Raw genomic sequence first — 13,175 nt, forward strand, 5'->3', positions numbered from 1 at the left:
CTGCGCTAACGCTTATCCGGCCTACGCAGCACTCTCATCGTAGGCCGGATAAGACGCTTTTGCGTCGCCATCCGGCATTTCACGCATTGCACCTTCCAGAGCCACACGCTAGCATGGTTTTCCACTAAGGGAGGGCGTATGGATCTGTTATACCGGGTAAAAGCGTTATGGGCTGCACTGCGCGGCAACCATTATACCTGGCCTGCCATCGACATCATGTTACCCGGCGATCGCTGTTTTCATCTTGTGGGCAGTATTCACATGGGAACGCGCGATATGGCCCCCCTTCCGGCAAAACTGCTTAAAAAGCTCAGGCAGGCGGACGCGCTGATTGTTGAAGCCGATGTTTCAGGCAACGATTCGCCTTTTACCGACCTGCCTGCCTTTGCCGACCTGGATGAGCGAATTAGCGACGAGTTACGTCAGCGCCTGCATAAAATCACCCATGAACTGGGCATTTCCCCTTCTCTCTTTTCGACCCAGCCGTTATGGCAAATCGCCATGATATTGCAGGCGACTCAGGCGCAACAACTGGGGCTGCGACCGGAATACGGTATTGATTACCAGTTGCTGAAAACGGCAAAACAGGCGCAAAAACCGATCATCGAACTGGAAGGCGCTTCCAGCCAGATCGATCTGCTGTGCCAGCTCCCTGATAACGGACTGGCGCTACTGGATGATACCCTGACGCACTGGCATACCAACGCCAGACTGCTGCAACAGATGATGAGCTGGTGGCTGAAATCGCCCCCGCAGAATAATGCTATTTCGTTGCCGAATACCTTCAGTCAGTCGCTGTATGATGTGCTGATGCATCAGCGAAATGTCGCCTGGCGGGAGCGTCTGCATGCCATGCCGCCAGGGCGGTACGTCGTGGCAGTCGGCGCGCTTCATCTTTACGGGGAAGGCAATTTGCCTGCGCTAATGCGTTAAAAAAATGGCCAATATTTCTATTGGCCCGTCAAAGAGGAATTTCATCGTTATTATTATGCCAGGACGTAGCGCCCTGGTTATGTCGATTGTCGCTCAAAGTCACCATCCTGCCAATACTATTGCGCAAGATGGTACTATTTTTTAGACCACCATCAGGCGTATGCTTTAAGGGTATTTTGTCTGGGCCAGGAATAATTGCTATGACACCCGCCGTAAAATTACTCGAAAAAAACAACATTACTTTTCAGATCCACGCCTACGATCACGATCCGTCAGAAACCAATTTTGGCGATGAAGTGGTGCGCAAATTAGGCCTGAATCCTGATCAGGTTTACAAGACGCTGCTGGTTGCCGTAAACGGCGATATGAAGCACCTGGCGGTCGCGGTAACGCCCGTTGCCGGACAGCTGGATCTGAAAAAAGTAGCGAAAGCGCTGGGGGCTAAAAAGGTCGATATGGCCGATCCGATGGTCGCCCAACGGACGACAGGTTATCTGGTCGGCGGCATCAGCCCGCTGGGGCAGAAAAAACGGCTGCCGACGCTGATTGACGCGCCGGCCCAAACGTTCGCCACCATTTATGTTTCCGGCGGCAAACGCGGGCTGGACATCGAGCTGGCGGCGGGCGATTTAGCCAAAATTCTGGATGCGAAATTCGCCGATATCGCTCGCCGGGATTAAGCGATTTTAGAATGATTGCCTGATGGCTCTACGCTTATCAGGCCTACAAACCGCATTGACCCGTACCGGCACTACGCCCTGTTACTGCCAGCTGACTTCGCCCTTCGGCTCATACGCGCTGGCATCCAGCGGTGAGTTCTTCTGCACGTACTCTTTCAGCACTTCCGCATCAATAAACCCGGTATTCACGTATCCCGGTTTATTATCAATTTGCGGATACCCGTCGCCGCCCGTCGCATTGAAGCTCAGCGTCGCCATCCGGTAGGTTTTCGCCGGGTCAACAGGCTCGCCTTTAATTTTCAGGTCATGAAGTTTGCCGTCTTTCGCCACAAAACTGACGTTCGCAAACTGCGGATACGCCCCGGAATCCGGCTTCATCTGTGCGACGGCGGTCAGGTAATCAATCACCTCTTTACCGCTCATGTCGACATAGACCACTACGTTGCCAAACGGCTGCACCTTGAGCACGCTTTTATAGGTAATGTTGCCGCCTTCAATGGAGTCGCGAATCCCCCCGCCGCTCATCACGCCGAAATCGGCGCTGGTGCGCGCGATTTGCGCGGCCAGAATCAGATGGCCCATATTAGTCTGCACAAAGCGAACTTTGTTGCGATCACCTTCAAGACGACCATTGACGCTGCCAATTCTCACGTCCAGTTGCGCTTTACCTTTGTTCTGGAATGGCGTCAGAAGCGAGAGCATTTGCTGATTTTCTGAAATTTCCGGGGTGTAAAGTACGCGCTCACTTTTCCCGTTATCCCAGGTGACTTTCTTCTTCAGGTTTACCGGAATGAGCTGATAGTTGACCATTTTCATCTCGCCGTTACGGAACTCAAAGTCCGCGCGGCCAACGTATTTCCCCCACTCATGCGCCTGCACAATCCAGATGCCGTTCTGCTTATCCGGCGCGCAAGGCGTACCCGGCACATAATCAACCTGCTTTTTGTTTTCGGACGCCATGCACACCGGGTCCTGTGAGTGACCACCCACAATCATCGCCAGCGAGCCTTTTGGCAGACTACGCGCCATTTCAACATCGCCCGGCGCGTTCGAACCGTGATCGCCGTTGTCATAGTGCCCCATGTGGGTAGTGGCGATAATGATGTCCGGCTTTTCATTCACTTGCAGTTCCTGAATCACCACCTTCGCCTCTTCGGCCGGTTTACGGAACTCGATATCGGTGAAGAATTCCGGGTTACCGATCTTCGCGGTGTCGTCCGTCGTCAATCCGAGGACGGCGATTTTCAGATCCTGGCGTTTAAAAATAGCCCAGGGCTTGAACAGGCGTTCTCCGGTACTCTTTTGGTAGATATTGGCAGAGAGGAAGGGGAATTTGGCCCACTTTTCCTGCTGACGCAGCACGCTGAGCGGATTATCAAACTCATGATTACCGACGGCCATCGCATCGTAGCCAATCAGGTTCATACCACGAAAGTCAGGTTCCGCGTCCTGCAAGTCGGATTCCGGTACGCCAGTGTTAATGTCGCCGCCGGAAAGCAGCAGCACGCTGCCGCCTTCAGCCGCAACCTCTTTGCGAATGCCGTCCACCAGCGTTTTTTGCGCCGATAAACCGTACTCGCCGTATTCGCTGCGCCAGAAATGGCCGTGGTGATCGTTAGTATGCAGGATGGTGATTTTATAGGTTTTATCTTTTTCATAAGCCTGAACAGGCTGGCTTGCCAGCGTAAACGCGGCAAACAATGCCAGCGCCACACCCCGTTTCAAAAATTTCATGCTTCTCTCCCTGACTCAATATCAACCGCTGAAATTACAATGATCTGAAATAATAGTCGAAAATGTTTTCAGAATTGAGACTTCCTTCAAACACCGTCCACAGGTATGTTAGTCGAGTAATAATTACAAATTCGATTATCCCCAACATCGCAAACAAAACAGAAGTGACATTCTATGGCAATGAGTGAACCAACCCAGCCGTTAGCGGGCGCCTCTGCTGCGGCGACTAAAGCACGCACCTCGTTTGGCATCTTAGGCGCGATCAGCCTGTCTCATTTGTTGAACGATATGATCCAGTCGCTAATTTTAGCGATTTACCCGCTGCTGCAATCAGAGTTTTCCCTGACCTTTATGCAGATAGGGATGATTACCCTGACCTTCCAGCTCGCCTCCTCCCTGCTCCAGCCGGTCGTCGGATACTGGACGGATAAATATCCCATGCCGTGGTCGCTCCCCATTGGGATGTGCTTTACGCTGAGCGGTCTGGTACTGCTGGCGCTGGCGGGCAGTTTTGGCGCCGTACTGCTGGCGGCGGCGCTGGTCGGCACCGGTTCTTCGGTATTTCATCCAGAATCTTCCCGCGTGGCGCGTATGGCCTCCGGCGGGCGCCACGGGCTGGCGCAATCCATCTTCCAGGTTGGCGGCAACTTCGGCAGTTCGCTGGGGCCGCTACTGGCTGCTGTCATCATCGCGCCATATGGCAAAGGTAATGTGGCCTGGTTTGTATTGGCCGCGTTGCTGGCCATTATTGTGCTGGCGCAGATCAGCCGCTGGTATGCCGCGCAACACCGGATAAGTAAAGGAAAACCGAAGGCGACCATCGTCAATCCGCTGCCGCGCAATAAAGTGATACTTGCCGTCAGCGTGCTGTTAGTCCTGATTTTCTCCAAATACTTCTATATGGCGAGCATCAGCAGCTATTACACCTTTTATCTGATGCAAAAATTCGGATTATCGGTACAAAACGCACAGTTTCATCTGTTTGCCTTCCTGTTTGCCGTTGCGGCTGGAACGGTAATCGGCGGGCCTCTGGGTGATAAAATAGGCCGAAAATATGTTATTTGGGGCTCAATTCTGGGTGTAGCGCCGTTTACTCTCGTTTTACCCTATGCAACCCTGCACTGGACGGGGATTTTAACCGTGATAATTGGTTTTATCCTCGCATCGGCCTTTTCTGCCATCCTGGTGTATGCGCAGGAACTGCTTCCGGGGCGTATCGGTATGGTTTCTGGGCTCTTTTTCGGTTTCGCGTTCGGTATGGGAGGCCTTGGCGCTGCGGTATTAGGCCTGCTCGCCGACCACACCAGTATTGATTTGGTCTACAAAATATGTGCTTTCCTGCCACTTCTGGGGATACTGACCATATTCTTGCCTGACAACCGACATAAAGCCTGATTTTCCTGCGGCCAAAGGTAAACTTTGGTCGCACTCTCTTCCAGTCACCGTAAGCCTTTAGCTCACAGACACCCCGCCAGTTTTCCAATCCGTGCCTTTTTTATTCTAAATTCCACTTTTCATCAAATTTCAACAATTATTCATAAACATAAACATCGAAATTGTCATAAACTATTACCTGGAATTTTGGTTTCTCTGGCGCCATCGTTTGTGAGGCTGTGCGAGCGATGACGCCAGGGCGACCAAAAATGGATCAACATAACGACCAAAGGAGACGGAATGCATCACGCCACCCCGCTTATTACCACCATTGTTGGCGGCCTCGTGCTCGCTTTTATACTCGGCATGCTTGCCAATAAACTGCGTATTTCTCCTCTGGTGGGATATCTGTTAGCGGGCGTTCTTGCGGGGCCATTTACTCCGGGTTTTGTCGCGGATACCAAACTTGCGCCTGAACTGGCGGAGCTTGGCGTAATCCTGCTGATGTTCGGCGTCGGGTTGCACTTTTCATTGAAGGATCTGATGGCGGTAAAGGCCATCGCCATTCCCGGCGCGATCGCCCAGATAGCCGTGGCGACGTTGCTGGGTATGGCGCTTTCAGCGGTGTTGGGCTGGTCGCTCATGACCGGTATCGTCTTCGGGTTATGTCTTTCAACCGCCAGTACCGTGGTGCTGCTGCGCGCGCTTGAAGAGAGACAGCTTATTGACAGTCAGCGCGGGCAAATCGCCATCGGCTGGCTGATTGTGGAAGATCTGGTGATGGTTCTGACGCTGGTTCTTCTGCCCGCCGTGGCGGGAATGCTGGAAAAAGGCGATGTCGGCTTCGCGTCGCTGGCAGTTGATATGGGAATCACCATTGGTAAAGTGGTGGCGTTTATCGCCATTATGATGCTGGTTGGGCGCCGTCTGGTGCCGTGGATTATGGCGCGCAGCGCCGCTACCGGCTCCCGTGAACTGTTTACCCTTTCCGTGCTGGCGCTGGCGCTGGGCATCGCCTTTGGCGCCGTCGAGCTGTTCGATGTCTCCTTTGCGCTGGGCGCTTTCTTTGCCGGGATGGTGTTAAACGAATCAGAATTGAGCCACCGCGCCGCGCACGATACGCTGCCGCTTCGCGACGCCTTTGCGGTCCTGTTCTTTGTCTCCGTCGGGATGCTGTTTGACCCGTTAATCCTGATTCAACAGCCGATGGCGGTACTGGCTACGCTGGCCATTATTATCTTCGGTAAATCGGTTGCCGCTTTCTTCCTGGTTCGCCTGTTCGGGCACTCGCCGCGCACCGCGCTGACCATCGCCGCCAGCCTGGCGCAGATTGGTGAATTTGCCTTTATTCTGGCAGGTCTGGGCATGGCGTTGGATCTGCTGCCGCAGGCAGGGCAGAACCTGGTGCTGGCGGGCGCGATTCTGTCGATTATGCTCAACCCGGTGCTGTTTGCGTTGTTAGAGAAATACCTCGCCAAAACGGAAACGCTGGAAGAGCAGACGCTGGAAGAAGCGATCGAAGAAGAGAAGCAGATTCCGGTGGATATCTGCAACCACGCGCTGCTGGTCGGTTTTGGCCGCGTCGGTAGTCTGCTGGGCGAAAAACTGATGGCGGCAGGCATTCCGCTGGTGGTCATTGAAACCTCACGTACCCGCGTGGATGAGTTGCGTGAACGCGGTATTCGCGCCGTACTGGGGAATGCCGCTAACGAAGAGATCATGAACCTGGCGCATCTGGACTGCGCTCGCTGGCTGTTGCTGACCATTCCAAACGGTTACGAAGCCGGTGAAATCGTGGCCTCCGCCCGCGAGAAATGCCCGCATATTGAGATTATCGCGCGCGCGCATTATGACGATGAGGTGGAATACATCACCGAGCGCGGGGCGAATCAGGTGGTAATGGGCGAGCGTGAAATTGCCCGCACCATGCTGGAGCTGCTGGAAACCCCACCCGCAGGCGAAGTGGTAACGGGTTAAACGGCGTGATGCCGGATGGCGGTGTAATCTTATCCGGCCTACGATTTTCTTGTAGGCCCGATAAGCGCTGCGCCATCCGGCAATAACTCAGCGATCCCAGTAAGACTCTTCGAGGCTGTCTTCCCGTTCCGGCAGACCGCGCGTCAACCGTGGGGAATGCTGGTTCAATACCTGATAACTCACACGGTTCGCATACTTACACACCTGCGCCAAAGACGAATAGGTCAGCCAGGTGAATTTATGCTTGCTGGAGTTAGGCACATTGGTGCGGTGATAATTATTGGCGGTAATATCATGTAACAGCGCCGCCAGCGCGCCGTCTCCCGCGCCATTGGTATTCATGATTTTTTCCGGCCCGCCCATGTACGGGGCGATGTGAGAGTAGACCCGCAGCGGATGGAGACAATCTTTATGCCGCATCGCACGGCTGAACTCATACTGATTAAACTCGGCAATCGCCCCCGGCAGCAGCGGGTGCTGGGTTTTGCGTTTCGCTTCATCTTCGGTAAAGCCCGCCATATACAACCCAATTGGCCCGGCGGTACACAGCACCAAATCCACCCAGTCCAGCGCCTTATCAGACGCCAGCAGCGGATCGTTCTCGCCGGTTAGCGCTTCCGCCTCTTCTTCATTCATCGCCAGAATGGAGACATGCTCTTTGAGGAACGCCTGCCACCACTGCGGATTATCGGCGATAACAAACTTCGTCCCCAGGGTCAGCACCACCGGCACATTATGCTTTTTCGCGTACTCAATGGCTTTCATGGTCGCTTCCGGCATCGGCTCGCCCGGTTTACAGCGCACCAGATAGGAGGTCAGCACCAGCGCAGATGCGCCCGCAATCACCGATTCCGGGATGCTCTCCGCCCGAAGCTGGTTCATGTGGCCGGGACTGATGGCGAAGGTACGCTCGCCGGATTCGCCAATCAGCGTAAAGCAGCGGCCAATGGGGCCATCAACCCCTTGCAGGTGGTTGAGGTCGGTACGGCTCGATGTGTTACATAAATAGCGGTAGGCGTAGCTGCCAATCTCAATGTTGCTGCACATCACGCCCAGCAGAACGGAGCGATCGTCCGCCAGCACCGAGTAGTTGTGCATAGTGTTACCAATGGTGCCACCGGCAAACTGGTGGGTGATCAGGTTTTCACGCACCAGCTCCTGATACAACGCTTCTGCGACATCATCCTCAATCACCAGAGAATGCCCGGCGCTCAATCCATAACGTGTCACAAAGTCATCATCGACTTTCGCTTCAATATCCACCAGCGTCTGATCGATACCGACCACCCATGACGCGCTGGTTTCATTTTCAGCCTGAATTTGTTGCAACAGCGGGTCACGGGCATTAACGGGGAAATAGTGTTTGGATTTACGTTTACCGGGAAATTTCATGATTGTGTTTACAGGTGGATAACTGAGCGGTGCATGGTAGCACATTCCCCCCTGCCCGCGCGACGAGGCGCGGAGTTTCAATATCGGACGGTGAGATCGCAGTTTATTGGCGATCGCTTTCTACAATGGAGGCATTTCACAAGGAGCGCGTTATGAAGCCAGAAAACAAAATTCCCGTTATCGATCTTATTTCTGCGCAGATGAGGGCCGTCATCAACGTTCATCAGGCGGAGCTGCCGCCGTGGCCTGCGGATGACATTGCGGCGCAGCGCCAGCACTACACCCGCGAGCGCCGGTTCTGGAACGCCGGAGCGCCGCAGATGGCAACGCGGACGGCGGCGGTTCCCACACCCTACGGCGAGGTCGCCACGCGTCTGTATTATCCACAGCACAACAGCAGGGCAACGCTGTTTTATCTGCACGGCGGCGGATTTATTCTCGGCAATCTGGATACCCACGACCGCATTATGCGGCTGCTGGCGAGCTATACGCGGTGTACGGTCGTCGGCATCGACTATACGCTCTCTCCCGAGGCGCGTTTCCCACAGGCGATTGAGGAGACCGTCGCGGCATGTCGGTTCTTTCATCAACGCGCCGATGAATACGCATTGAACATGGCGCAAATCGGTTTTGCCGGGGATTCCGCAGGCGCTATGCTGGCGCTCGCCAGCGCACTGTGGCTGCGCGATAAGCAGATTGTATGCGGGAACGTGGTCGCCACGCTGCTGTGGTATGGTCTCTACGGGTTACAGGATTCGCCCAGCCGCCGTTTATTTGGCGGAGAATGGGACGGCTTAACCCGTCAGGATCTGGAGAGATATGAAAACGCCTATCTGCGTGACGAGCAGGATCGCGAATCCCCCTGGTATTGCCTGTTCAATAACGATCTGACCCGCAATGTGCCGCCCTGCTTTATTGCCAGCGCGGAGTTCGATCCGTTACTTGATGACAGCCGTCTACTGCACCAGACGCTCCAGGCGCATAATCAGCCCAGTGAGTACCGGATGTACCCCGGCACGCTGCACGCCTTCCTGCACTATTCACGCATGATGAAAACCGCTGACGATGCGCTACAGGATGGCGCGCGTTTCTTTATGGCGCAGTTAAAATAGCCTCAGAGGTACGGCGCGGTCAGCTTCAGCATCATATCGATGTGTTCCGGCGCGGCATTGAGCGCCGGAATGTATTCGTATTTTTTACCACCCGCCTCAAGGAAGATTTCCCGGTTTTGCAACGCGATCTCCTCCAGCGTTTCCAGACAATCCGCCGCAAAACCCGGACACATCACCTGAATATGCCCGGTGCCTTTTTCGCCCAGCATTTTCAGCGTTTCGTCAGTATACGGCGTCAGCCACGGCTCGCGGCCAAAGCGAGACTGGAAGGTCATCATCACTTTTTCTGGCGCCAGACCAAGCGCGGAGACCAGTTCACGGGTAGTATCGCGACAGCGTTGCGGGTAGTCGTCGCCTTCGTCAGCGTAACGCTGCGGGATGCCGTGATACGAGAGCAGCAGCAAGTCCGGCTCGCCATGTTGAGCAAACGAGGCACGGGCGCTATTTGCCAGGGCGGTGATATAGCTATTGTCATCAGCGTAGTCACGAATAAACGAGACGCCTGGAATACTGCGTTTACGCGCCAGAATACGCGCCAGTTCGTCCCAGACGGCCGCCACCGTCGAACAGGAGTATTGCGGGTAGAGCGGCAGCACCACGATGTGATCGACGTGGTTCGCCAGCAGTTCATCGACCGCGCTTTCCAGCGACGGCGAACCGTAGCTCATCCCCAGCGCAACGGGCGTATCCGGGAGACGCTCTGCCAGCGCCTGCTGTTGCTCCCTGCTGTAAACCAGCAACGGCGATCCGCCTTCCTGCCAGATAGACTGGTACAGTTTTGCGACACGCGGCGCGCGCAGCGGCAAAATCACACCACGTAAAAGCGGCCACCACAGCAGGCGGGAAGTATCCACCACGCGCTCATCGCTTAAAAATTGCTTCAGATAGCGTTTAACCGCTTCAGGAGTTGGGGCATCGGGAGTGCCGAGGTTAGCCAGCAGGATACCGGTTTTCGTCTGACGCATTACCGCCTCTTATTGATTCAAATTGTTGATAATTGTAGCGGAAAAGCGAGGAAGAAGAACTAATTGCTGCGAGAGGTAAGATGAGAATTTGCCTGATGGCGCTACGCTTATCAGGCCTACAAGAAAATCGTAGGCCGTAGGCCCGATAAGCGTAGCGCCATCGGGCAATTTACGGATTAACCGAGGATTTTTTCAAGGTCGGCACGCACATCGGCAACGGCCTGAGTACCGTCCACTTTCGCGTATTTAGTGTTACCCGCTTCCGCTTCTTTCTGGTAGTAACCAATCAGCGGCGCAGTCATCTGATGGTATTCCACCAGACGCTTACGAACGGTCTCTTCCTGATCGTCTTTACGGGTGGTCAGCTCTTCGCCGGTCACATCGTCCTTGCCTTCCACTTTCGGCGGATTGAATTTGATGTGATAAACACGGCCAGACGCCGCATGCACGCGACGGCCCACGATGCGGTCAACGATCAGCTCGTCCGGTACGTCGAATTCGAGAACATAGTCAACCGCAATGCCCGCTTCTTTCATGGCGTCGGCCTGCGGAATTGTACGCGGGAAGCCGTCCAGCAGGAAACCGTTGCGGCAATCGTCCTGCGCGATACGCTCTTTTACCAGCGCAATCACCAGCTCATCGGTCACCAGCTTGCCGGCGTCCATGATGTCTTTCGCTTGTTTACCCAGCTCGGAGCCAGATTTCACGGCGGCACGCAGCATGTCGCCAGTGGAGATTTGCACAATACCATATTTCTCCATGATGAACTGAGCCTGAGTTCCTTTACCCGCGCCCGGAGCGCCAAGCAGAATGATACGCATTACGAAAATCCCCTTAAAGGTTGTCGATATTTTTTAAAAAAGCGCTAAACGATACCACCATCACGCAATTCGCTCAAGGAAGGCGCCCTGCGCTGAAACGGTTAACGGCGGGAAAATGAAGAAAAAGAGAGGATAAAATAAAAAATGCCCAATGGCGCTGCGCTTATCGGGCCTACATAAGCAACCTGCTCGTAGGCCGGATAAGCATTAGCGCCATCCGGCATGACGCGGTGCCGATTAAGACACCAGCAACTGGTTCATACGACGGATAAACTGGTTCGGATCTTCCAGCGTACCGCGTTCGGCAAACAGCGCCTGATCCAACAGCAGCTCTACCCACTCGTTAAACTGCGCTTCGTCCTGGGTATCCGCCGTGCGTTTCACCAGTACGTGATCCGGGTTGAGTTCAAAGATGTATTTCACTTCCGGCACGGCCTGACCGGCAGCGGCAAACAGCTTCGCCATCTGGGTACTCATCTCATCAGCGTCGGTGGTGACAATGGCCGGAGTATCGGTCAGACGATGCGTCAGACGCACCTCTTTCACACGATCGCCCAGCAGGGTTTTCACGCGCTCAACGAACGGCGTCAGCGCTTTTTCCGCTTCTTTTGCGCTTTCATCGACTTCATCCGCCAGTTTTTCCAGCGATTCGTCAACTTTAGACACGGACTGGAACGCCTTACCGTCGAACTCGGTCAGGTAATTCATCATCCACTCATCAATGCGATCGGAAAGCAGCAGCACTTCGATGCCTTTCTTACGCAGCAGCTCCAGGTGCGGGCTGCTCTTCGCCGCCGCGTAGCTGTCTGCCGTGATGTAGTAGATCTTCTCCTGCCCTTCTTTCATGCGGGAGATATAGTCTTCCAGAGAGACGGTTTGTGCGGAAGAGTCCGTATGCGTTGAGGCAAAGCGCATCAGTTTCGCGATGGCTTCCTGGTTGGCATGATCTTCCGCCGGGCCTTCTTTCAGCACCAGACCAAACTGTTTCCAGAAGGTCTGGTATTTTTCCGCATCGTCTTTCGCCAGTTTTTCCAGCATTTGCAGAACACGTTTGGTCAACGCGCTGCGCAGGTTGCGGGTAACGGTGCTGTCCTGAAGGATTTCGCGGGAAACGTTCAGCGGCAGATCGTTGGAATCAATCAGACCACGCACGAAGCGCAGATAGTTCGGCATAAACTGCTCGGCGTCGTCCATGATAAAGACGCGCTGTACGTACAGTTTCAGCCCATGTTTGTGATCGCGGTTCCACATATCCCACGGCGCCTGAGACGGGATGTACAGCAGGCTGGTGTACTCCTGCTTACCTTCCACGCGGTTGTGGCTCCAGGTCAGCGGGTCGGTGAAGTCGTGAGCAATGTGCTTGTAGAACTCGTTGTACTCGTCGTCTTTGATTTCTGACTTGTTACGCGTCCACAGCGCCTGCGCTTTGTTGATTTTCTCCCAGGAGACGATCGTTTCACCGTCTTTTTCTTCCTGTTTTTCAATCTCTACCGGCAGTGCGATATGGTCGGAATATTTGCTGATGATGGAGCGTACGCGCCAGTCATCAAGGAACTCGTCTTCGCCTTCACGCAGGTGCAGGGTTATTTCCGTACCGCGATCGTCTTTAGTGATATCCGCAACGGTGTACTCACCTTCGCCCGCCGATTCCCAGAACACGCCGTTTTCCGGCTTATCGCCCGCCGCGCGGGTACGCACGGTCACTTTATCCGCGACGATAAACGCAGAGTAGAAGCCGACCCCGAACTGGCCGATCAACTGGCTGTCTTTCGCCTGATCGGAACCCATGGATTCAAGGAAAGATTTAGTGCCGGACTTCGCAATGGTCCCCAGATGATCGATAACGTCATCACGGTTCATCCCCACGCCATTATCGGCGATGGTCAGCGTACGCTTATCTTTATCGAAGGAGACACGCACGCGCAGCTCGCCGTCGCCTTCATACAGATCCGGGTTCGACAGCGCGCGAAAACGCAGCTTGTCCGCCGCATCTGAGGCGTTAGAGATAAGCTCACGCAGGAAAATTTCTTTATTGGAGTACAGAGAATGGATCATCAGGTGCAGAAGCTGTTTTACTTCTGACTGAAAACCACGAGTTTCTTGTCCTTTCATTGGATAAATACCTCAACAATGCCATTTACAAGGTCAAAATGCGTTGAGGGAGAAATGGGGACGGGAAATGAGTTT

The 13,175-nt window shown here is 54.3% G+C and carries 10 protein-coding genes; 5 read left to right on the forward strand and 5 right to left on the reverse strand.

The window, feature by feature from the left end:
* The first annotated feature begins 138 nt into the window (after positions 1-138).
* Together OGV79_RS09770 and ybaK are read left to right on the forward strand one after the other, a co-directional pair.
* On the forward strand, positions 139-933 hold the full coding sequence (locus OGV79_RS09770) for a TraB/GumN family protein (protein WP_047458383.1): 795 nt from the start codon (positions 139-141) through the stop codon (positions 931-933).
* Positions 934-1,133: 200 nt separating this feature from the next.
* Positions 1,134-1,613: a Cys-tRNA(Pro)/Cys-tRNA(Cys) deacylase YbaK gene (ybaK, locus tag OGV79_RS09775; protein ID WP_012133493.1), complete on the forward strand. Its 480-nt coding sequence runs from the start codon at positions 1,134-1,136 to the stop codon at positions 1,611-1,613.
* A gap of 81 nt (positions 1,614-1,694) precedes the next feature.
* Here ybaK and ushA read toward each other — a convergent pair whose 3' ends face one another.
* Positions 1,695-3,347 (reverse strand): bifunctional UDP-sugar hydrolase/5'-nucleotidase UshA, encoded by a 1,653-nt coding sequence (gene ushA / locus OGV79_RS09780; RefSeq protein WP_286468282.1) that lies wholly within the window; start codon positions 3,345-3,347, stop codon positions 1,695-1,697.
* A 174-nt stretch (positions 3,348-3,521) separates the two neighbouring features.
* Between ushA and fsr the strand changes: the two genes are divergently transcribed.
* Positions 3,522-4,742, forward strand: coding sequence for a fosmidomycin MFS transporter (gene fsr / locus OGV79_RS09785; RefSeq protein WP_012133495.1), 1,221 nt, complete (start codon positions 3,522-3,524; stop codon positions 4,740-4,742).
* Positions 4,743-5,021: 279 nt separating this feature from the next.
* Positions 5,022-6,698 carry a YbaL family putative K(+) efflux transporter gene (gene ybaL, locus OGV79_RS09790; protein ID WP_012133496.1) on the forward strand — a complete coding sequence of 559 codons (1,677 nt, stop codon included), beginning with the start codon at positions 5,022-5,024 and terminating at the stop codon, positions 6,696-6,698.
* An 87-nt stretch (positions 6,699-6,785) separates the two neighbouring features.
* On the opposite strand, the gene gsk is transcribed toward ybaL, so the two are convergent.
* Positions 6,786-8,090, reverse strand: coding sequence for an inosine/guanosine kinase (gene gsk, locus OGV79_RS09795; protein WP_012133497.1), 1,305 nt, complete (start codon positions 8,088-8,090; stop codon positions 6,786-6,788).
* Between the two features lie 152 nt (positions 8,091-8,242).
* On the opposite strand from gsk, the gene aes reads away from it, so the two are divergent.
* Positions 8,243-9,202: an acetyl esterase gene (aes, locus tag OGV79_RS09800; protein WP_286468283.1), complete on the forward strand. Its 960-nt coding sequence runs from the start codon at positions 8,243-8,245 to the stop codon at positions 9,200-9,202.
* Between the two features lie 2 nt (positions 9,203-9,204).
* Here aes and hemH read toward each other — a convergent pair whose 3' ends face one another.
* The 3 genes from hemH to htpG all read right to left on the reverse strand — a co-directional run bounded on the left by hemH (position 9,205) and on the right by htpG (position 13,100).
* On the reverse strand, positions 9,205-10,167 hold the full coding sequence (hemH, locus tag OGV79_RS09805; protein WP_047458399.1) for a ferrochelatase: 963 nt from the start codon (positions 10,165-10,167) through the stop codon (positions 9,205-9,207).
* A gap of 176 nt (positions 10,168-10,343) precedes the next feature.
* On the reverse strand, positions 10,344-10,988 hold the full coding sequence (adk, locus tag OGV79_RS09810; RefSeq protein ID WP_012133500.1) for an adenylate kinase: 645 nt from the start codon (positions 10,986-10,988) through the stop codon (positions 10,344-10,346).
* A 237-nt stretch (positions 10,989-11,225) separates the two neighbouring features.
* Complete coding sequence (htpG, locus tag OGV79_RS09815; RefSeq protein WP_012133501.1) at positions 11,226-13,100, reverse strand: molecular chaperone HtpG; 1,875 nt, start codon at positions 13,098-13,100, stop codon at positions 11,226-11,228.
* Between the last annotated feature and the right edge of the window lie 75 nt (positions 13,101-13,175).

The sequence above is a fragment of the Citrobacter sp. CK185 genome (assembly GCF_030333565.1).
GTDB lineage: Bacteria > Pseudomonadota > Gammaproteobacteria > Enterobacterales > Enterobacteriaceae > Citrobacter_B > Citrobacter_B koseri.